Origin of the sequence: Lysobacter sp. K5869 (assembly GCF_018847975.1) — a bacterium.
Lineage (GTDB): Bacteria > Pseudomonadota > Gammaproteobacteria > Xanthomonadales > Xanthomonadaceae > Lysobacter.
On sequence record NZ_CP072597.1, the window covers coordinates 4,524,218 to 4,546,030 of the forward strand.

Here is a 21,813-nt window from a genome sequence, read left to right on the forward strand (position 1 = left end):
TCAGTCGCCGCAACCGCTCAGCTTGATCCGCTGCCCCGGCTTGACCGCATAGCGCGGCGCCTTCAGCCCGTTGGCCTTGGCCAGCGCGCGGGTGTCGCAAGAGAACTTGCGCGCCACGTCGGTCAGGGTGTCGCCGCGCTGGATCTTGTAGTCCTTCGGCGCGGCCTTCTTCTTCGGTTCGGGCTTCGGCGCCGGCGCGGGACGGCCGGTGGCGACGGTGACCGGCACCGCCGCGGCGGTGGTGCCCGCATAAGCGACCGTGCCGTCCTCGCCCGCGCTCTGCACCGGCAGCACGGTCAGCGGGCCGGTGCGCACGATCGCGTTGTTCGCGTCGCTCGCCACCAGCGTGCGCGCCAGATCGGCGCGCTTGCCCTGCACGCACCACCGGTTGTACAGGCTGACCATGCGCGTGGTCGCGGTCAGCGTGGTGCCGACGGAGAGGTAGGCGTCGGCCTGATAGCGCGGGTTGAGGTTGCGCAGCGCGCGCATGTAGCCGTCGCGGCTGCCGCTGCCGCCCATGCAGATGGTCAGCTCGTAGATCGAGCTCGGCCGGCTCAGGCGCAGCTGCGCGAGCTTGCTGTCGACCTTGGGGAAGTTCAGGCCGTACTCGCGCGGGTGCAGGAACAGCCACGCCGCGGCGACCACCATCGGCACGTAGTCGCGGGTTTCGGCCGGGAACTGGTTGTAGACCGACTCGTCCCAGAAATTGCGCCCGCCCGAGGCGTTGTTGATCCGCAGCGCGCGGCCTTCGCCGCCGTTGTAGGCGGCCAGCGACAGCTCGATGGAGTTGTTGAGCTGGCCCAGGCGTTCGTTCAAGTACTCGGCCGCGGCCTGCGCGGACTGCTTGGGATCGTAGCGGGTGTCGAAGCCCGAACCGTCGTCGCCCAGGCCGAAACGCTTGCCGGTGGCGAACATGAACTGCAGCGGGCCGGCGGCGCCGACGCGCGAGGTCGAATGCACGCGGCCGTTGGATTCCTTGGCCATGATCCCGAACAGCAGCGCCTCGGGCAGGCCGGCGCGCTGGAATTCCGGCCACATCAGCCCGCGCATGTACTGATAGTTGTCGTAGCTCTGCATCAGCGGGCCGCGCAGATCGGTCAGCCAGCGGCGGATGCCGGCCTGCACGGCCGGGTTGTACTGCACCATCTTGACGAAACGCTGGCCGTCGTCGCTGAGCAGCGCGGCGGCGCGCGCGGCTTCGGGCACGTCGGCGGCGAGGCTGTCGCTGTCGAGCTGGCCGGCGTCGTCGGCCTCCTCGTCGGTGTTGGCGACCGAATCGGCGTTGGCCTTGAGCAGGCGCTTGTAGCCGGCCAGCATCGTGGTCGGCGCGCAGCCCTTCTGCTTGAGGCAGGCGGCGATCACGTCCTCCATGTCCTCCAGCGCGGCGTCGCTGTCTTGGCGGCCGGTCGGGTCGGCGTTGCGGATCTTGACCAGGGCCGATTGGTAGCGGGCTTCGGCCGACTGCATGCGCTGGGTCAGCGCGTCGACCGCGGCCTGATCGCGCTTGGACAGCGCCGCGGCCTGCGGCGAGAGACTGCACAGCGCGAGCGCGGCGGCGAGCGGCGCGACCGCCCTGCGGAAGCCGGCCGAGGCGCGCGCGGCGCGGGCGGGACGTGAATGAGCGGGCATGAGGCGTGCAGCGGGTCCGTTTTGCGGGGGGCCAGGGTAACGGCGCGGGTCCGGGCCCGGCAAGGACCGTGACCGCAGACTGGTTTTCCGAGGCGGGCCGAAGCGCGGCGGGGCTTGCGTTTCGGGCGAGGCGACGAGACGGGCTTGGACTGGCCGGGCCCGACTAAGTTCACCCAACCAAGCCCCCAATCTCGCCGAATAGAACCCACCACCCACCGCGCAGTATCGGCGTCCCTCTGTAGGAGCTGCGCAAGCTGCGACCGCGAAAACGCAACGACGGTGCCCCCACCTATCGACACGGCACAACAAGCACCGCTGTTGCCGTTGCCGTTGTTGTTGTTGCCCTTCGCCTTGACGGATCTCCGACCCAAGCCCACGCCCCGCAGCCCCGAAGGGCGTGCGCATGGATGCGCACGCGCGCCATGGGTCAGGATGACCCTTATGGCGCGGCCCCGCGCCCCTTTGAGCCATAGTGGCTTTTGATTCGAAAACAAGGAAAGCGCCTTTCTTTGGTTACTTTCTTTGGCAAGACAAAGAAAGTGACCCGGCCGCTTGCGGACGGAACGCACTTGATTGGAGCTTGTCCTCACTCGTGATTGCGTTGAGAGCGAACCCACAGCAAAGTCAAAATGGGTTCCGGCTTTCGCCGGAATGACGGAGTGCGAGCTGCGTTTCTCGCACGTGGCGGAACACCCCACCCACCGTCATTCCGGCGAAAGCCGGAATCCATTTTGATGTTGCTTCCGTTTTCTCTGGCAAGAGGCGTACGACGACGAGCGAAGATCAAGCGCCAAGAGCTTTCGTCCGCAAGCGGCCGAGTTACTTTCTTTGTCTTGCCAAAGAAAGTAACCAAAGAAAGGCGCTTTCCCTGTTTTCGAATCAAGAGCCACTAGGTCCAGCACCGTGCGCGGGGCTGCGCCGTAAGGGGCATCCATGCCCCTACGGCGCACGCGCGCATCCATGCGCGCGCCCTCCGGGGCTTTGGGGCGTGGGCCTCGGGTGGGGTTACGTCCAAGCGAAAGGCGAAGACAACGACAACAGCAAAATAGATTCCGGCGTTCGCCGGAATGACGGAATGACGGGGCAACGGGGTTTCGACGTAGTTGCGTTGTCGCGGTCGCCGCTCGCGCCGCTCCTGCCCGTGGTCAAGAACGGCGCGCATGCCGGCAGTCGGAAACGTAACCGGCCGGAGCCCCCGCAGGAGCGGCGCGAGCCGCCGCCGCGGCAACCGGACAACCGCAATCCCCACCGCTTCACGAACCCCACACGCCTCCCGCTAGAATCGGCCCTTCGCAAGTTCCCCCGAAGCACCTCCACCAGAACCACGGAAACGGACATGGCCCCGACCCCCGGCGACACCCAGAACGACATCCTGATCGGCAAGGCCGTGACCACGCCCGACAGCGGGCAGGTGTTCCTGCACACCAAGCTCGGCAACCGCCACGGCCTCGTCGCCGGCGCCACCGGCACCGGCAAGACCGTCACCCTGATGACCCTGGCCGAAGGCTTCTCGCGCCAAGGCGTGCCGGTGTTCCTGGCCGACGTGAAAGGCGACGTCGCCGGCCTCGCGGTCGCCGGCGCCGCCAACGACAAGCTGCAAGCGCGCCTGGGCGAGATCGGCGTCACCGACTGGACCCCGCAGGCCAACCCGGTGGTGTTCTGGGACCTGTTCGGCAAGCTCGGCCACCCGGTGCGCACCACGGTCAGCGAAATGGGCCCGACCCTGCTCGCGCGCATCCTCGAACTCAACGACACCCAGTCCGGCGTGCTCGACATCGTGTTCAAGCTCGCCGACGACCGCGGCCTGCTGCTGCTCGACCTGGAAGACCTGCGCGCCCTGCTCGGCCTGGTCGCCGACGAGCGCAAGGACATCTCCACCAGCTACGGCCTGGTCAGCGCGCAGTCGATCGGCGCGATCCAGCGCTCGCTGCTGCGCCTGGAACAGGACGGCGGCGATCATTTCTTCGGCGAGCCGGCGCTGGAACTCGCCGACCTGATGCGCACCACCCCGAACGGCCACGGCGTGGTCAACGTGCTCGCCGCCGATTCGCTGATCCTCAAGCCGCGCCTGTACTCCAGCTTCTTGTTGTGGCTGCTGTCGGAACTGTTCGAGCAACTGCCCGAAGTCGGCGACCTCGACCGGCCCAAGCTGGTGTTCGTGTTCGACGAAGCGCACCTGCTGTTCGACGACGCGCCGGCCGCGCTGCAGCAGCGGGTCGAGCAAGTGGTGCGGATCATCCGCTCCAAGGGCGTGGGCGTGTACTTCTGCTCGCAGTTCCCCGACGACATCCCCGACAACATCCTCGGCCAGCTCGGCAACCGCGTGCAGCACGCGCTGCGCGCGTTCACCCCGCGCGATCAAAAAGCGGTGCGCACCGCGGCCGAAACCTTCGTGCCGAACCCGGCCTTGAACGTCGCCGAGGCGATTTCCAAGCTCGGTACCGGCGAAGCGCTGGTGTCGACCTTGCAGGACAAGGGCGTGCCGATGCCGGTCGAACGCACCCTGGTGGCACCGCCGCGCTGCCGCATGGGCGCGATCACCGAGGCCGAACGCGCCCAGGTCCGCGCCGGCAGCCCGATCGGCGGCAAGTACGACACCGCGGTCAACCGCGAATCGGCCGCCGAAATGTTGGCCAAGCGCGCCGAAACCGCGGCCGAGCAGGCGCAGGCGCCGGCGGCCAAGACCCGCGAGCAGGACGATCAGGAAGAAGGCGGCTTCGGTCAGGCGGTCAAGGACGCGGTGTTCGGCACCAAGCGCCGCCAAGGCATGGTCGAGACCATGGCCAAGCAGACCGCGCGCACGGTCGGCACTCAGGTCGGGCGGCAGATTCTGCGCGGCTTGCTGGGCGGCATCTTCGGCGGCAAGCGCTGAGGGGCGAGCAACCACCAGGAACGAGTGAAGAGGAACGAGTGAAGAGTAGGCGCTTGGGCGCTTCCGCTTCGACGCGAATCCCCGCTTGAAACCGAAAATCGGGCGCGCAGCGCCGCGAACTGAGCAAGGGCGCGCTTTCGCTCGCGCCCCTCTCCTCTACGCTCACTGCTCGCCGCGCAACCCGCCTGCACCATCGAACACAGCCACCGCACAGGAGTCGCCCGTGAATCGCAAACTGCTCGCCCTCGCCTGCCTCGCCGCGCTCGCGCTGAGCGCTTGCAACAAGCCCGCCGAACCGGCGCCGGCTCCGGCCGATGCGCCCAAGGCCGCCGAACCGGCCGCGCCGGCGCCCGCCGAGCCCGCGCCGGCCCCCGCCGCCGAAGCCGCGCCCGCCGCGTTCGACGCCGCCGCCTTCGCCGGCACCTTCAGCGGCACCCTGCCCTGCGCCGACTGCAGCGGCATCGACACCAAGCTCGAACTCAAGGCCGACGGCAGCTACGGCCTGGACGAGAGCTACCAGGGCAAGAAGGACGGCACGTTCAAGGGCGACGGCACTTGGACCGCGGAAGAGAACGGCAAGCGCGTGCGCCTGGACCCGAACAGCAAGAGCGACGACGACCGCCTGTTCGAGATCGTGTCCAAGGACGAGATCCGCCAGCTCGACCAGGAAGGCAAGGCGATCGACTCGCAGCTCAACTACAGCCTCAAGCGCGCCGCCGCGGCCCACTAACCCGCGCCGGTTCGTATCCCCCTGTAGGAGCGGCGCGAGCCGCGACCGCGACAACGCAACGACGACGCCAGCTTCGATGCGATTGTGTTGCCGCGGTCGCGGCTCGCACCGCTCCTACAGGGGCGACCGTTTACTCGCGGCGATCCGTTACGCCGCGAACGCGGCCGCCGGGCTTGAACCCCGCCGCGCGCTCTGCGATAACGTCGGCCCTGCCGCCGCGAGGATCGTCGCCATGGGCCGTTGGCGCCCGCCCGCCGAACACAGCACCGCGCTGATCACGCGCGAGGGCCACGCGCGCCTGAAGCACGAGCTCGACGAGCTGTGGCGGGTGCGCCGCCCGGAGGTGGTCAAGGCCTTGGCCGCGGCCGCCGCCGAAGGCGACCGCTCGGAAAACGCCGAGTACACCTACCGCAAGAAGCAGTTGGGCGAGATCGACCGGCGCGTGCGCTACCTCAGCAAGCGCTTGCCGCTGCTGCGGGTGATCGAATCCACGCCCAGCGATCCGCACTCGGTGTTCTTCGGCGCCTGGGTCGAAGTCGAGGACGTGGCCAGCGGCGAACTCGCGCGCTACCGCATCGTCGGGCCGGACGAGACCGACGCCAAGCTCGGCCACATCAGCATCGATTCGCCGCTGGCGCGGGCCATGCTCAAGCGCCGCGTCGACGACGAGTTCGAGGCGGTGCTGCCGGCGGGGCCGGCGCGGTTCGCCATCGTCGAAGTGTCTTACGCGCCGCCGAAGGCGTGAGCCGGCGCGCCTCGCCGGTTCGGGCCGGCCGCTAAATCGCCACGATCCTGCGGCCCGCGCGCACGTCGCAACGGGCCGTGCGCGCAGGGGTCGCGGCCCAAGCCGGCGCCGGCACGCGGCAACCGATCACATCGGGACACCACGCGCAACGCGGCGGCAGATCGCGCGGAACGCGCTGGGCCGCCGCGACCGGCGGCGCGCAAACGCGCGCCGCCGGATCCGTTTCGATGCGGCTCACCGCCGCCTCAACCGCGCTGCTGCCGGCGCAGGCCGAAGAACTGCAGTTCGGCGAACACCGCCACCACCGCCGCCTGCGCCAGCAGATAGGCCACGCCGAGCGCGTTCGGCGCGATCGCGCCTTCCAGCCACACCAGCACCGAGGCGGCGACCCAGGCGATGTTGACGCCGATCATCGTGCGCGCCAGCGGCGCGGTGATCGCGGGGCGGCTCAGCGCCCAGCCGAGGAACGCGATCCAGCCCATCAGCACCAGCCCTGAGCCGCGCAGCAGGCCGGCGTCGATGGCGGTCAAGCGCTCCAGCGGTCCGGCCGCGAGCAGTTGCAGCGCGCCGGCGGCGCCGGACACCGCGAGGTCGGCCTGGACCACGCGGCGCAGGAAGTGGGTGGGGTTGCGGTCGGCGGCGATGGCCATGTGCGTTCTCCTGTCGTGTCTGCGTTCGTTTTGGATGGCGCCATCACAACGCGGCGCGCGCGGCGGGTCGATTACCTCGCAGGTAATGCCCGCGCCGGCGCGGCTGGGCTAAGGTGGCCGCATGAACGATTCCGCTCCCGTGGGCGAACTGTTGCGCCAATGGCGCCAGCGCCGCCGTCTGACCCAGTTCGATCTGGCCGAGATGGCCGAGATCTCCACCCGCCACGTCAGCTTCATCGAAACCGGCCGCTCGCTGCCGAGCCGGGCCATGCTGCTGCGCCTCGCCGACCGTCTCGACGTGCCGCTGCGCGAACGCAACGCGCTGATGACCGCGGCCGGACTGGCGCCGATCTACGCCGAACGCCCGCTCGACCATCCCGCGATGCGCGAAGCCTATGCCGCGGTCGAACTGGTGCTGTACGCGCACGAACCGCATCCCGCGCTGGCCGTGGACCGGCACTGGAACCTGATCCAACACAACCGCGCGCTCGCGCCGATGCTGGCGGGCGTGGCCGACCACCTGCTCGCGCGCCCGTCCAACGTGCTGCGCGCGGCGCTGCACCCCGAGGGCATGGCGCCGAACATCCTCAACCTGGGCGAATGGCGCGCGCACATCCTGCACCGCCTGCGCCATCAGATCGAAACCAGCCGCGATCCGGTGCTGGAAGCGCTCTACGCCGAACTGGAGGCCTATCCCGCCCCTGACGACTTCGACCCGAACGAACTCACCGGCGCCGCGCACGTCGCGGTGCCGTGCCGGATGCGCACCGCGTTCGGCGACTTGTCCTTCATCAGCACCACGACCGTGTTCGGCACGCCGATGGATGTGACCTTGGCGGAATTGGCGATCGAATCGTTTTTTCCGGCGGACGCGGCGACGGCGCGGGCGATGCGCGAGTTCGGGGCGAGTTTGGCGCCGTCGGCTGGGGCTGGGTAAGGGGCGGGTTATTGGCTGGTCGCGAAGACGCGTTGAAGCTTGCGTCGTAACCGCGTTTCGCAGTCGCAGCTCGCGCAGCTCCTACAAGGTCTCCGGCCGGTTTCGTTTCCGACTGTAGGAGCTGCGCGAGCTGCGACCGCGACGCTGCGATAACGACGAACGCCGCCAACCTGCACGACACAACAAACGCCGCTGTTCGCTGTTCGCTTTGACGTATCTCCGAGCAAAGCCCACGCCCCGCAGCCCCGGAGGGCGTGCGCATGGATGCGCACGCGCGCCATGGGTCAGGATGACCCTTATGGCGCGGCCCCGCGTCGCTGTGAGCCCTAGTGGCTCTTGATTCGAAAACAAGGAAAGCGCCTTTCTTTGGTTACTTTCTTTGGCAAGACAAAGAAAGTGACCCGGCCGCTTGCGGACGGAACGCTTTGGATTGGAGCTTGTCGTCACTCGTTGCTGCGTTGAAGGCAAAACTAACGGCAAAGTCAAAATGGGTTCCGGCTTTCGCCGGAATGACGGTGGGTGGGGTGTTCCGCCACGTGCGAGAAACGCAGCTCGCACTCCGTCATTCCGGCGAAAGCCGGAATCCATTTTGATGTTGCTTACGCTTTCTCTGGCAAGAGACGCACGACGACAAGCGAAGATCAAACGCTTAAAGCTTTCGTCCGCAAGCGGCCGAGTTACTTTCTTTGTCTTGCCAAAGAAAGTAACCAAAGAAAGGCGCTTTCCCTGTTTTCGAATCAAGAGCCACTAGGTCCAGCACCGGGCGCGGGGCTGCGCCGTAAGGGGCATCCATGCCCCTACGGCGCACGCGCGCATCCATGCGCGCGCCCTCCGGGGCTTTGGGGCGTGGGCCTCCGGCGCAGATACGTCCAAGCGAATAGCAACGGCAACGGCAACGGCAACGGCATAGCCGAAGCGACAACCACGACAACCCCACCCCACCGACCGTCCGTCGGCCACTCGGCAAATATTTTACCAACTGGTTGACAGTCCCCACCCGCAAGCGGATATTCAACCCCATGGTTGACTATTCCTCCCAACGGCTAGACGCCGTCTTCCAAGCCCTCGCCGACCCCACCCGCCGCGCGATGCTGCGCCAACTCGCCGGCGGCGAACGCAACGTCGGCGAGCTCGCCAGCCCGCACGACATGACCCTGGCCGCCGCCTCCAAACACATCAAGGCGCTCGAACGCGCCGGTCTGGTGCGGCGCGAGGTGCGCGGGCGCATCCACGTCTGCCGGCTCGACGCCGAACCGCTGCACGGCGGCTTCGAGTGGCTGCGCCATTACGAACGCTTCTGGAACCACCGCCTCGACGACCTCGAAGCGCTGCTGCGCGCCGAGGACGACGCCAAGCGCGAGGCCGAACCACCCGCCAAGCCGGCGAAAAAGAAACCCGCCTCCCCCCGCCCCCCGCGGCGCAAGCCGCGCAGTTGAACCCACTCCCCTCCCTGGAGACCGCCATGAATCTGCCCGTCAACGACGCCTTCGGCGTCCTCACCGCTCCCGACTCCGTGCGCATCGAGCGCCTGTTGCCCGGCCCGATCGAACGCGTCTGGGCCTATCTCACCGAATCCGACAAGCGCGGGCGCTGGCTGGCCGCAGGCGAGATGGATCTGCGCGTCGGCGGCGCGGTCGAACTCAATTTCGACAACAACCGCCTCACCCGCAACGACATTCCGCCGCCGGCCAAGTACGCCAGCGACTGCGTCAACACCATGCGCGGCCGCATCACCGCGATCGAACCGCCGCATCGGCTGAGCTACACCTGGAACGAAGACTCCGGCAGCAAGTCGGTGGTGAGCTTCGAGCTGAGCGAACAAGGCGAGCAGGTGCGGCTGATCGTCGAGCATCGCCACCTGTCCAACCGCAACGGGCTGGTCAGCGTCTCCGGCGGCTGGCACGCGCATCTGGGCTTGCTGATCGACGTGCTGTCGCAGCGCGAATCCGAAGGCTTCTGGCGCACCCACGGCCGCCTGGAAGCCGAGTACGAGCGGCTCATCCCGCAAGCCTGAGCGGCGCAGGCTAAGCTGTGCGTCCCATCGCACAGCGTTCCGAGGTCGTCCGTGGCAGCAGCGTCGCGTTCCATCGTTTCCACCGCTCTGCGCGCGCCGGCGCTGGCCTTGCTGCTCGCCGGCGCCGCGCTGACGCTGGCCGGCTGCCAACGCCCGGCCGAACAGGAAAAGGCGGCGGCCGCGCCGAAGGTCATGCACGGCCGCATCGCCCAGTTCCAGACCATCGACGAGCGGGTCGGCACCGGCGCGGTCGCGCAGTCGGGCCAGGAAGTGATCGTGCAGTACACCGGCTGGTTCTACGACGAAACCGCGGCCAACAAGCGCGGCAGCAAGTTCGACAGCTCCTACGACCGCAACGGCCGGCCTTTCAGCTTCCTGCTCGGCGCCGGCCGGGTGATCCGCGGCTGGGACGATGGCGTGGCCGGCATGCGCGTGGGCGGCAAGCGGGTGCTGATGATTCCTTCCGACCTGGCCTACGGCCGCGACGGCGCCGGCGGCGGCGCGATTCCGCCGGACGCGTCGCTGGTGTTCGAAGTGGAGCTGATCGGGGTCGAGGCGCGCTGAACGGCGCGGCGGATGCCGCGAGCCTGATCTCGCAAGCCCGATTCGCAAGCCGCCGCGAGCAGCCACTGGCGTATGCCAGCTCAGCCCGCCGATTCGGCGCGGGCGACGCCGCGCCCGCGTCCGCCCGATGCTTCAACACGCCCGGCGCGGTCGCGCCGGGCGTTCGCGTTCAAGCGCCCAGCGACTGCAACGCCCGCGCCGCCAGCTCGAACGAGCGCAGCCGCGCGGCGTGGTCGAAGATGTTCGCGGTCACCATCAATTCGTCCGGCCGATGCCGGGCCACGAACGCAGCGATGCCGTCGGCGACTTCGCCCGGATCGCCGACCACCGCGCAAGCCAGCGCCTGGGCGACACCGGCTTTTTCCAGCGGCGTCCAGAACGCTTCGATGTCGTCGATCGGCGGCGGGATCAGCCCCGGCCGGCCGCGGCGCAGATTGACGAAGGCCTGCTGCTGGGTGGTGAACAAGCGCTTGGCTTCGGCGCCGCTCGGCGCGGCCACCACGTTCAAGGCCAGCATCGCGTGCGGCGCCCGCAGGCGCGCGGAGGGCTGGAAATCGCGGCGATAGAGCGTCAGCGCCTCGTCCATCGCATCGGGCGCGAAGTGCGAGGCGAACGCGAACGGCAAGCCCAGCTGCGCCGACAGCCGCGCGCTGAACAAGCTCGAACCCAACAGCCACACCGGCACGTCCAATCCGGCGCCGGGCACCGCGCGCACCGCTTGCTGCGGCTGCGCCGGCTCGAAGTAATGCAGCAGTTCGGCCACGTCCTGCGGGAAGCTGTCGGCGCCGTCGTAGTAGCGGCGCAGCGCGCGCGCGGTGGCGTGGTCGGTGCCGGGCGCGCGGCCCAGGCCCAGGTCGATGCGGCCGGGATACAGCGAAGCCAGGGTGCCGAACTGCTCGGCCACCTGCAGCGGCGCGTGGTTGGGCAGCATGATGCCGCCGGCGCCGACGCGGAGGGTCGAGGTGCCGCCGGCGAGATGGCCGATCAGCACCGCGGTCGCGGCGCTGGCGATGCCGGGCATGTTGTGGTGTTCGGCCAGCCAGTAACGGGTGTAGCCGAGCGCTTCGGCGTGGCGGGCGAGATCCAGGCTGTTGGCGAAGGCCTGGCGGGTGTCGCTGCCCTGGGTGACGGGGGCGAGGTCGAGGACGGAGTACGGCAGCATGCGCGGGATCGACGTGGCGGAAAGGATGCTGTCGATCTGGGGCCGGCGGCGGGCGAATCCAGCGCGGGATTGGGGAGGAATCGGCGCTTATGTGTTGCCGGATGCGCTTGGTTGGCGCGCCCTCATCCGGCCCTCATCCGCCCCTTCTCCCGCAAGCGGGAGAAGGAACGGCTTGCGGCCGCGGCGCTCGAGCCCCTCTCCCGCTTGCGGGAAAGGGGTTGGGTGAGGGGCCGCGCTTGCGCGCCACCGGCTCGCGCGGCCGCGAACGCCCCGCGCTCGGGCCGGCGAGCGTCGACGCGGATACCGCGCCGCCCTCAGAACAACTCGAACTTCAGCCCTTCGCGCTCGTTGTCCCACACCGTGCAGAACACCCACCACCGCCCCTGCTCGTGGCAGACCTGGATGCTGTTGGCGCCGCGCTTGATCAACACCGGCGAGTCCGGCGCCGGCCGCGCGTCGTACTTGCTCCACACGTGCGCGATCTGGCCGAAGCGCTCGATCCGCTGATCCGTCTCCACTTCGAAGAAATCGTGCTGGGCGAACAGCGGCTCGACGTCGGCGATGTACTGGTCGGTGTCGAACACCATCGAGCGGGTCGACCCGTCGGCCTCGACCACGGTGCGCAGGCTCAGCGAGCGCGGGTGCATCAGATAACGGAACCGCGCCCAGTCGCGCGGCGCGCCGGCCGGGCCGGAAATGCATTCGTACACCGCCCGCACCAGGCGGCCGATGTCCTGGGTGTCGGCGACCCAGTGGGCGGGAACGGCGGGCGGGGACTGCGAATCGGGCATGGCGGCGAACTCCTGTCGGGAACGGGGTGGGCGAAGCCTGATCGAACCAACGAAGCCGGCCGGGCGAACGCCGGCCGGACCGGAACCGCGCAGCGCGAACGCTAGAACGGCATCGGCCAACCCGCCAACGGCGCGATCAGCCAGTACAAGCCGCCCAGGACCAAGGCCCACATCGCCGCGCGCAACACGAAACCGACCAGCTTGAACGCCAGCCACAAGGCCGCGACGACCACCAACAAGGCAACGATGTCCATGCACGCTCCGCTACGAAACGCCGCCGAGCTTACCTGCCGTGGACCGCGCCCGCCCCTGCCATCTTTCCTGCGCCGACGCGGCGCGACGCCGCGCGCTCGCCGCCGTCGATAAAAAAATCTCGACAAGCCGACGAACGGCAGGAACAATTTCCTAACATTTGGGTCTACTGCGTCCGACACCGCCCCGCAGCGTCACCGCTGCCCCGGCGACGCCGCGACGCACAGGCAACACCGCACCACCGCGCACACCAAATCGGGGACCGGCCGGGCCAAGGAACGCGCCCGGCCCGGCACTGGCCACCGCACCACGGATCGGAACATCGCAATGCAAACCACGCCCTCGCCGTCGCAACCGGCTCCCACCGCGGAGGCCGGCGCGACCGGCCGCGCCAACGCCTGGACCCGCGCCACCCAGGCCGTCTTCGGCCAGATGGCGTGGACGCCGCCGCCCTGGTTCGGCGCGCTGCTCGCGCGCATCCGCCAACGCCCCGGCCTTTATCTCGGCAGCCTGCTCGGCGTGTTGCTCGCCGCGTGGCTCGCGCACTGGCTGATCACCCGGCCCAAACCGGTGATCCCCGGCGCGCTCAGCGTCGAGCTGCACGCGCCCGAGCTCACCGATTACGACCGCAAGCCGCCGAGCGTGCACCGGCTGAGCCTGACCTTCTCCGACTCGGCCGCGCCGCTCAAGCAGGTCGGCGCCGCGCCGGTCGGCGTCACCTTGACGCCCGAACTCAAGGGCGCGTGGACCTGGGAAGACGACAAAACGCTGGTGTTCGTGCCCGCCACCGACTGGCCGGTGAAGACCAAGTACAAGGTCGAGATCGATCCCGACACCAGCGTCGCGCCCAAGGTCGTGCTGCAGGAACACGAATTCGAGTTCGAGACCGCGCCGTTCAAGGCCGAGCTGTCCAACAGCGAGTTCTACCAAGACCCGCAAGACCCCGCGCTCAAGAAGGGCGTGTTCGAACTGAAGTTCTCGCACCCGGTCGACGAGGCGCAGCTGCAGCGCCGGATCGCGCTGTCGCTGGTCGACGGCGGCGGCACCGCCCAGGCCGCGCCCAAGTACACCCTCACCTACGACGACAACCGGCTCAAGGCCTGGGTCCATTCCGAACCGCTGAAGCTGCCGGAGAACGGCGGCACCCTGAGCCTGGAGGTCGCCGCCGGCGTGGTCAGCGCGCTCGGCGGCGAAGGCAGCGCGGAGAAACTGTCTTCGCAGGTCAAGTTGCCTTCGCTTTATAGCGTCAGCGTGGACGAGGTCACCGCCACCCTGGTCGAGAACGAGCGCTTCGAGCCCGAACAGGCGCTGGTGCTGAGCTTCAACAACGCGATGCGCGACACCGACGTGGCCGGCGCCGCGCGCGCCTGGCTGCTGCCGACCAAGGACCCGCGCCGCCCGGCCAAGGAGCAAAGCGGCAACGCGTCGTGGTCCGCCGGCAGCGTCGACGAAGCCGTGCTCAAGGCCGCCACCGCGCTGCCGCTGAGCCCGATCCCGGCCGAGCGCGAATACACCCCGGTGCACAGCTTCAAGTTCCAGGCGCCGCCGGGCCGCTACGTCTATGTGCGGGTCAACAAGGGCCTGAAGGCGTTCGGCGGCTTCCTGCTCGGCCGCGACCACACCGCGGTGCTGACCGTCCCCGAATACCCGAAGCTGCTGCGCTTCGTCGGCGAAGGCGCGCTGCTGTCGCTGCGCGGCGAGCGCCGGGTCAGCGTGGTCTCGCGCAACGTGCCGCTGGCGCGGCTGGAGATCGCGCGGGTGCTGCCCGAGCAGATCCAGCATCTGGTGTTCAACAACGAAGGCAGCTACGCCAAGCCGCAGATGTACAACCTCGCCGCCGACAGCCTGGTCGAGCGCGAGGAGCGCCGCCTGACCCTGCCGGCCGAGGACCCGTCCAAGGCCCATTACGAAGGCGTGGACCTGGGCGCCTACCTCAAGCCCAACCGCCGCGGCGTGTTCCTGCTGAGCCTGCGCACGATGAGCGAGGACGACGCCAAGCGTCCTAGCGAGGAAACCATCGCCGACGACGCCGGCAACGAAGAGGACAGCCGCCTGGTCGTGCTCACCGACCTCGGCATCGCGGTCAAGCAAGGCCTGGACGGCCGCCGCGACGTGTTCGTGCAGTCGCTGTCCAACGGCGCGCCGGTCGCCGGCGCGCGGGTGCGCGCGGTGGCGCGCAACGGCGAGACCCTGGTGGAAGCCGACACCGACGCCAGCGGCCGCGCCCAGTTGCCCTCGCTCAAGGGCTTCAAGCGCGAGAAGCAACCGACCATGCTGACCGTCAGCCAGGGCGAGGACTACTCGTTCCTGCCGATCGACGACTACCGGCGCAAGCTCGACTACTCGCGCTTCGACATCGGCGGCGAGCCCAACGACATCGAATCCGGCGCGCTCAACGCCTTCTTGTTCTCCGACCGCGGCCTGTACCGGCCGGGCGACACCATCAACATCGGCATGATCGTGCGCGCCGCCGACTGGAAGCGCCCGCTCGCCGGCCTGCCGCTGGAATGGGAGTTCACCGACCCGCGCGGCAACGTCGCCCAGCGGCAGAAGCTCAAGCTCAGCGAACAAGGCTTCGAAAGCGCCAGCTTCGCGCCGAGCGAGAGCGCGCCCAGCGGTACCTGGCAGATCCAGCTGTTCCTGCTCGGCCGCGACAACGAACGCACCAGCATCGGCTCGACTTCGGTGCAGGTGCGCGAGTTCGCGCCCGATACGATGAAGGTCGCGGTCAAGCTGTCGGCCGATAACCCCAAGGGCTGGATCAAGCCGGATCAGCTCGCCGCCGTGGTCAGCGCCGAGAACCTGTTCGGCACCCCGGCGCAGCAGCGCAAGGTCGAGGGCACGATGGTGCTGCGGCCGTATTTCCCCAGCTTCGCCCAATACCCGGGTTATCAGTTCTTCGATCCGCAGCGGGCCAAGGAAGGCTACGACGAGTCGCTCAGCGATCAGACCACCGACGCCCAGGGCCAGGCCACCTTCAAGCTCGACCTGACCAAGTACGAACGCGCGACCTATCAGCTCAGCTTCCTGGCGCGCGCGTTCGAACCCGGCAGCGGCCGCAACGTCGCCGCGCAGACCAGCGCGCTGGTGTCGAACAACGACTTCCTGGTCGGCATCAAGGCGGTGGACGCGCTCGATTACGTCCAGCGCGGCGCCAAGCGTTCGCTGCAACTGGTCAGCATCGGCCAGGACGGCGCGCCCAAGCAGGTCGCGGGCCTGCGCGCGGTGGTGGTGGAGAAGCGCTACGTCTCGGTGCTCACCAAGCAGGATTCGGGCCTGTACCGCTACGTCTCGCACGAACGCCGCTACGACCTGCGCGAGCAGCCGCTGGCCCTGGCCGGCGGCCGCCAGAGCGTCGGCCTGCAGACCGATCAGCCCGGCGACTTCGTGATCGAAGTGCGCGCGGCCGACGGCAAGGTGCTCAACCAGATCGGCTACCGCGTCGCCGGCGCGGCCAACCTGTCGCGCTCGCTGGAGCGCAACGCCGAACTCGGCCTGACCTTGTCCAAGCCCAGCTACAAGCCGGGCGAGACCATCGAAGTCAGCATCCGCGCGCCCTACCCCGGCGCCGGCCTGATCACCATCGAACGCGACAAGGTCTACGCCCACGCGTGGTTCCGCGCCGACAGCACCGCCAGCGTGCAGAAGATCGTGCTGCCGGCGGATTTCGAGGGCAGCGGCTACGTCAACGTGCAGTTCCTGCGCGATCCGAACTCTGACGAGATCTACATGAGCCCGTTGTCGTTCGGCGTGGCGCCGTTCGCGGTCGACCGCGGCGCGCGTACCCAGCCGCTGAGCGTGAGCCTGCCGAAGGTGACCAAGCCGGGGCAGACGCTGAACGCCTCGATCACCACCGAGGGCAAGGCGCGCGTGGTGCTGTTCGCGGTCGACGAAGGCATCCTGCAGGTCGCGCGCTATCGCGTCGGCGAGCCGCTGGATCACTTCTTCCGCAAGAAGATGCTGCAGGTGGACACCGCGCAGATCCTCGATCTGCTGCTGCCGGAGTTCAGCCGTCTCGCCGCCGCGGCCGCGCCCGGCGGCGACGGCGAAGGCGGCATGGCCAAGCACCTCAATCCGTTCAAGCGCAAGTCGGAGAAGCCGGCGGTGTGGTGGTCGGGCATCGTCGATGTCGACGGCCATCGCGACTTCCCGTTCGTGCTGCCCGATCACTTCAACGGCAAGGTGCGCGTGGTCGCGGTGGCGGTGACGCCGCAGCGCGTGGGCATCGTCCAGGACGAAGCGATCGTCCGCGGCGACTTCGTGCTCACCCCCACCCTGCCCACCCACGTGGCGCCGGGCGACGAGTTCGACCTGCCGGTCGGCGTGGCCAACACCATCGAAGGCGCCAAGCAGGCGGCGAAGGTGACGGTGAACCTGCAACTGCCGGCGGGCCTGAGCCTGGTCGGCGCCGCGCCGGCGCCGGTGTCGATCGCCCCGCGCAGCGAAACCACGGTGCGCTTCCGCGTGCGCGCCGGCAACGCGCTGGGCGCGCTGCCGGTCGGCATCCAGGCGGTGTCGGGCACCTACAACGCCAAGCGCCGGATCGAACTGTCGCTGCGTCCGGCCATCGTCGCCCGTCAGGACCTGATCGCCGGCCGCGCCGACAAACGCACGGCGATCCAGCCGCTGCGTTCGATGTTCGACCAGTACGCCACCCGCCGCGTGTCGGCCTCGGTGTCGCCGCTGGTGGCGGTGGACGGGCTCAGCGCGTATCTGGCCGATTACCCGTACCAGTGCAGCGAGCAAGTGCTCAGCGGCGCGTTCCCGGCGCTGGTGCTGGGCGCGCATCCGGAACTGGGCAAGGTGGTCGCCGCCGGCAAGGGCGATCCGCGCCAGAACGTGATCGACCTGCTGCGCGCGCGCCAGAACAGCGAAGGCGGCATCGGCCTGTGGACCGCCACGCCCGAGGCCGACGACTTCGTCACCGGCTACGCCGCGCTGTACCTGATCGAAGCGCGCGAGCGCGGCCTGGCCGTGCCCGACGATCTGCTCAAGTCGCTCAACGGCTATCTGGAGCAGCGCGCGTCCGACCGCTCCGGCAACGATCTGCCGGCGCTGCGCAACCGCGCGCTCGCCGTGTATCTGCTGGTCCGCCAGGGCCGCACCGCGAGCAATCTGCTCAGCGCGGTGCACGAGCAGATCAAGCGCGATCAGCCCAAGACCTGGGAGAACGACGTCGCCGGCCTGCTGATCGCTTCGAGCTATCAGCTGCTGCAGCAGGACAAGCCGGCGCGCGCGCTGGCCACGGTGGCGTTGCGCCGGGCCAACGGCGCCGCGAACACGGTCGCCTCGCCGTACGCGTTCTACTACGACGGCGGCATCGATCAGGCCTGGATCGTGTACCTGCTCAACCGCCACTTCGGCGCGGTCAGCCGCGAACAGCTCAAGCGCACCGCGCTCGACCGCCTGCTCGATCCGCTGCGCCACAACAGCTACAACACCCTGTCCTCGGCATTGACCGTGCTGGCGCTGGACTCGTACGCCTCGGCCCAGCCGCAGCAGCCGCTGCCGGTGCTGGAAGCGGCCGGCAAGGACGGCAAGGCGCGCCGGGTCGGCGCGGCCGCGGGCGTGATCAGCCGCGGCGATTTCGCCGGCGGCGATCTGCGCCTGTGGGTGGCGCCGGGCGGCGACGCGCCGGCGTGGTATCTGGTCAACCAGAGCGGCTTCGACCGCGCGCTGCCGAAGGCGGTGCAGGACAAGGGCCTGGAAGTCGTGCGCGACTACCTCGACGACGCCGGCAAGCCGGTGACGTCGATCAAGCAGGGCCAGGAAGTGACGGTGCGGCTGCGGCTGCGCGCGCTCGGCGCGTCGATGCGCGACAACATCGCGGTGGTCGATCTGCTGCCCGGCGGGTTCGAGACGGTGATGCAGTACGCCGCGCCGCCCGCCAGCGACAGCAGCGAATCGGAGAACGAGTGCGGCGACGAATGCGGCGAAGGCGACGGCGAGAGCGACGGCGAAGGCCAGCCCTCGCGCGACGGTCCCGATCCGAACGCCGCGCCGGCGCAGACCCTGGCGCTGCCGGGTTCGAGCTTCCAGCCGCAGCACGTGGAGCAGCGCGAAGACCGGGTGATCCTGTACGGCAGCGTCGGCGGCGAGCTCAGCGAGTTCCGCTACAAGGTGCGCGCCAACAACAGCGGCAGCTTCGTGGTGCCGCCGGCCTATGCCGAGTCGATGTACGAGCGCTCGGTGTATGCGCAGGGCGGCCCGGCCGGGACGCTGCAGGTGACCGCGCCGACGCCCTGAGCCCGCCGACATGACGCTGTTGTCGTCCCTGCGCCGCGGGTTGCGGCGCTGGCGGTGGGCGCTGATCGCGCTCGCCGCCCTCGCCGCGGCGCTGGCCGCGGTGCGTTATTACCCCCGCCCGGGCCTCGCCGAGGCGGTGCCGTTGTCGACCGTGGTGCGCGATCGCGAGGGCCGGCTGTTGCGGCTGGCCCTCGCCAGCGATCAGCGTTACCGCCTGTGGGTGCCGCTGGAAAAGATCTCGCCGCGTCTGGTCGAGTCGGTGATGCTGCAAGAGGACGCCTGGTTCTACTGGCATCCCGGCTTCAACCCGATCAGTCTGGTGCGCGGCGCGTGGTCGACCTACGGCAGCGGCGAAGCGCGCGTGGGCGGTTCGACCCTGACCATGCAGCTGGCGCGGCTGCGCTGGCGCCTGCAAACCCGCGACATCCGCGGCAAGCTGGTGCAGATCGCGCGCGCGGCGCAGCTGGAGCTGTGCTATTCCAAGCGCGAGATCCTGGAGGCTTATCTCAACCTCGCGCCCTACGGCGGCAACATCGAAGGCGTCGGCGCGGCCAGCCTGATCTATTACCGCAAGCCCGCGAGCGATCTGACCTTGCCCGAATCGCTGGCGCTGGCGGTGCTGCCGCAGGCGCCGTCGCGGCGCGGCCGGCTGGCCGCGCGCGAGGACGACGCGTACTACATCGGCAGCGGCCTGGAAGCGGCCCGCGCGCGCCTGTACGCGCGCTGGCGCGAGCGCCACCCGGACGACGACGCGCAGGACGCACTGCTGCGCCTGCCGCTGCGCCTGCACAGCGCGCGCGAGCTGCCGTACCGCGCGCCGCATCTGGTCGACCGAGTGCTGTCGGAGCGCGCGTGGCATCCGCAATCCGGCCCCGAACTCACCACCACCCTCGACCTGCGCCTGCAGCGCCTGCTCGAAGAACGCGTGCGCAACTACCTGCAACGCGGCCGCGAGCGCGGCCTGCGCAACGCCAGCGCGATGCTGATCGACACCCGCGACATGGGCGTGCGCGCGCTGGTCGGCTCGGCCGATTACTTCGACGCGTCGATCCAGGGCCAGGTCAACGGCGCGGCCGCCAAGCGCTCGCCCGGCTCCACGCTCAAGCCCTTCATCTACGCCTTGGCGCTCGACCAGGGCGTGCTGCACCCGCAGACCGTGCTGCGCGACGTGCCCAGCGCGTTCGGCCCGTACACGCCGGAGAACTTCGACGGCCGCTTCATGGGCCCGGTCACCGCCACCGACGCGCTGGTGCGCAGCCGCAACATTCCCGCGGTCTACGTCGCCTCGCAGCTCAAGCAGCCGAGCTTCTACGATTTCCTGCGCCAGGCCGGGGTGAGCCGCATGGCCAGCCGCGACCACTACGGCCTCGCCCTGGTGCTCGGCGGCGGCGAGGTAACGATGGAAGAACTCGCGCGCATGTACGCGATGCTCGGCAACGACGGCCGTCTGCGCGCGCTGCGCTGGCGCGACAGCGATCCGCTCGAGGACGGCGCGCGCCTGATCAGCGCCGAAGCCGCGTTCGTCACCCGCGACATGCTGCGGCAGAACCCGCGCCCGGACGCGGGTTCGCAATCCTCCTCGCGGCCGCTGCCGGTGGCGTGGAAGACCGGCACCTCCTGGGCGTTCCGCGACGCCTGGAGCGCCGGCCTCGTCGGCCCGTATGTGCTGGTGGTGTGGCTGGGCAACTTCGACGGCTCCAGCAATCCCGCGCTGATCGGCGTGGAAGCCGCCGCGCCGCTGTTCTTCGACATCGTCGACGGCTTGCAGGCCGCGCGCGCGGACCTGTCCGAACCGGTGCGGCAATGGCCGCTCAACCTCAAGCGCGTGGAAGTCTGCCGCGCCAGCGGCGACCTGCCCAACGCGTGGTGCCCGCAGCGCGGCACGACCTGGTTCATCCCCGGCAAATCGCCGATCCGGATCAGCACCGTGCACCGCGCGGTGATCGTCGACCAAGCGACCGGCAAGCCGGTATGCGGCCGCTTCGATCCGGCGACGATGCGCCAGGAGGTCTACGAATTCTGGCCGTCGGATCTGGCGCAAGTGTTCGTCCAGGCCGGCATCCCGCGCCGGCGCCCGCCGGCCGGGCACGATTGCGGCGGCGCGCAGGACTGGCTCGGCAGCGCGCCGAGCATCACCTCGCCCTACCGCGCGACCCGCTACACGATGCGCCTGTCGCACCCGGAGCAACTGTCGCTGAGCCTCGCCGCGACCGTGGACGCCGACGTGTCGCGGCTGTACTGGTTCGTCGGCAACACCTTCATCGGCAGCGCCGAAGCGGGCAAGGCGCTGGCCTGGGCGCCGGACCGCACCGGCCAGTTCCGCTTGTCGGTGGTCGACGATCACGGGCGCAGCGACGAGCGCGAGATCGAGGTGGCGGTGGTGCAGTAGCGGCGCGCGATCATCGGTCGCGCGCGCGACGGCAGCGGCGCCGCGCGCGGCCCGAGTCATGTCCCTGGCTCGGGCTTGAATCGACAACGCGTCGGCCGAGTCGCGGCCGGCGTTCACCTCATCCGACGCGCGACGGCTTAGGGTGGCGGCATCCCCCGCGAGAGCCCGCCATGTCCCGCACGCTCACCGCCTGCCTCGCCGCCGCCGCGCTCGCTGCGAGCGCCGCCGCGTCGGCCGCCGCGCCGCAGCCGCCGCAGGCCACGCCGGCCGCCGACTACACCGCCGGTTTCGACCACGCCCGCGGCTGCTGGATCCGCCGCGAAGAACCCGACGGCCACGCCACCGCGCTGCTGCGCCTGCTGCCGTCGCCCGAGCACCCCGATTGGCTCAACGGCCAGCTCACGCGCCTGCCGAGCGACGACCCGGACCGCCGCCTGCACGTGTGGCTCTCGCGCGACGGCCGCCGCGCCGTGCTCGCCAGTCAGCCGCTCGCCGATCCGATGAAGGCGCCGGCGGCCGCCGAACCCGCGCCGCAAATCCGCCCGCTGGCCAAGCGCTATCCGCCCGGACGCACGCCGGGTTCGTCGCAATCGCTGGTGCTGTTCCCGCAACCGCGAGTCGAGTTCGCGCGCCTGCCCGCCGCGACGCCGGCGACGGGCGATTGGCCCGCGGACGCGCTCAACGCCGACTATGTCGCCGGCGCGCCGGCCACCGGCACGCGCAAGCTGCGCGTGCAGGCTTCGGAAGACCGCTTGACCCTCACCCTGCCCGGCATCGGCCCAGGACGCGACGCGGTGTTGTTCGACGGCCGCCGCGACGGTTGCGATTGAGC

The 21,813-nt window shown here is 69.6% G+C and carries 15 protein-coding genes; 10 read left to right on the plus strand and 5 right to left on the minus strand.

The features are described 5' to 3' along the window. Window positions 1-1,629: a transglycosylase SLT domain-containing protein gene (locus tag J5226_RS18910; RefSeq protein WP_215836042.1), complete on the minus strand. Its 1,629-nt coding sequence runs from the start codon at window positions 1,627-1,629 to the stop codon at window positions 1-3. 1,336 nt (window positions 1,630-2,965) lie between these two features. Between J5226_RS18910 and J5226_RS18915 the strand changes: the two genes are divergently transcribed. The 3 genes from J5226_RS18915 (at window position 2,966) to greB (ending at window position 5,976) form a co-directional block, all read left to right on the plus strand. Then, a complete protein-coding gene (locus J5226_RS18915) occupies window positions 2,966-4,501 on the plus strand; it encodes a helicase HerA-like domain-containing protein (RefSeq protein WP_215836043.1) in 1,536 nt (511 codons plus the stop codon). 223 nt (window positions 4,502-4,724) lie between these two features. Beyond that, complete coding sequence (locus tag J5226_RS18920; RefSeq protein WP_215836044.1) at window positions 4,725-5,231, plus strand: copper resistance protein NlpE; 507 nt, start codon at window positions 4,725-4,727, stop codon at window positions 5,229-5,231. A gap of 232 nt (window positions 5,232-5,463) precedes the next feature. After that, entirely contained in the window at window positions 5,464-5,976 is a 513-nt protein-coding gene (greB, locus tag J5226_RS18925) for a transcription elongation factor GreB (protein ID WP_215836045.1), read from the plus strand. 245 nt (window positions 5,977-6,221) lie between these two features. Here greB and J5226_RS18930 read toward each other — a convergent pair whose 3' ends face one another. Further along, window positions 6,222-6,626, minus strand: a complete 405-nt coding sequence (locus J5226_RS18930; RefSeq protein WP_215836046.1) for a hypothetical protein — start codon at window positions 6,624-6,626, stop codon at window positions 6,222-6,224. Window positions 6,627-6,747: 121 nt separating this feature from the next. Here J5226_RS18930 and J5226_RS18935 point away from each other — a divergent pair, with 121 nt between their 5' ends. The 4 genes from J5226_RS18935 (at window position 6,748) to J5226_RS18950 (ending at window position 10,141) form a co-directional block, all read left to right on the plus strand. Beyond that, entirely contained in the window at window positions 6,748-7,563 is an 816-nt protein-coding gene (locus J5226_RS18935; protein WP_215836047.1) for a helix-turn-helix domain-containing protein, read from the plus strand. 1,019 nt (window positions 7,564-8,582) lie between these two features. Beyond that, entirely contained in the window at window positions 8,583-8,999 is a 417-nt protein-coding gene (locus J5226_RS18940) for a metalloregulator ArsR/SmtB family transcription factor (protein ID WP_215836048.1), read from the plus strand. Between the two features lie 26 nt (window positions 9,000-9,025). Then, entirely contained in the window at window positions 9,026-9,577 is a 552-nt protein-coding gene (locus J5226_RS18945; protein ID WP_215836049.1) for an SRPBCC family protein, read from the plus strand. Window positions 9,578-9,769: 192 nt separating this feature from the next. Continuing rightward, on the plus strand, window positions 9,770-10,141 hold the full coding sequence (locus tag J5226_RS18950) for an FKBP-type peptidyl-prolyl cis-trans isomerase (protein WP_215840498.1): 372 nt from the start codon (window positions 9,770-9,772) through the stop codon (window positions 10,139-10,141). Between the two features lie 169 nt (window positions 10,142-10,310). On the opposite strand, the gene J5226_RS18955 is transcribed toward J5226_RS18950, so the two are convergent. The 3 genes from J5226_RS18955 to J5226_RS18965 all read right to left on the minus strand — a co-directional run bounded on the left by J5226_RS18955 (window position 10,311) and on the right by J5226_RS18965 (window position 12,348). Then, window positions 10,311-11,303 (minus strand): LLM class flavin-dependent oxidoreductase, encoded by a 993-nt coding sequence (locus tag J5226_RS18955; RefSeq protein ID WP_215836050.1) that lies wholly within the window; start codon window positions 11,301-11,303, stop codon window positions 10,311-10,313. Window positions 11,304-11,617: 314 nt separating this feature from the next. Further along, entirely contained in the window at window positions 11,618-12,094 is a 477-nt protein-coding gene (locus J5226_RS18960; protein ID WP_215836051.1) for a hypothetical protein, read from the minus strand. A gap of 101 nt (window positions 12,095-12,195) precedes the next feature. Then, complete coding sequence (locus tag J5226_RS18965) at window positions 12,196-12,348, minus strand: hypothetical protein (RefSeq protein WP_215836052.1); 153 nt, start codon at window positions 12,346-12,348, stop codon at window positions 12,196-12,198. Between the two features lie 325 nt (window positions 12,349-12,673). On the opposite strand from J5226_RS18965, the gene J5226_RS18970 reads away from it, so the two are divergent. From J5226_RS18970 to J5226_RS18980, 3 genes are all read left to right on the plus strand, one after another. Continuing rightward, complete coding sequence (locus J5226_RS18970) at window positions 12,674-18,592, plus strand: alpha-2-macroglobulin (protein WP_215836053.1); 5,919 nt, start codon at window positions 12,674-12,676, stop codon at window positions 18,590-18,592. Window positions 18,593-18,602: 10 nt separating this feature from the next. Further along, on the plus strand, window positions 18,603-20,981 hold the full coding sequence (gene pbpC, locus J5226_RS18975) for a penicillin-binding protein 1C (protein ID WP_215836054.1): 2,379 nt from the start codon (window positions 18,603-18,605) through the stop codon (window positions 20,979-20,981). A 170-nt stretch (window positions 20,982-21,151) separates the two neighbouring features. Continuing rightward, window positions 21,152-21,811, plus strand: a complete 660-nt coding sequence (locus J5226_RS18980; RefSeq protein ID WP_215836059.1) for a hypothetical protein — start codon at window positions 21,152-21,154, stop codon at window positions 21,809-21,811. The last annotated feature ends 2 nt before the right edge of the window (window positions 21,812-21,813 follow it).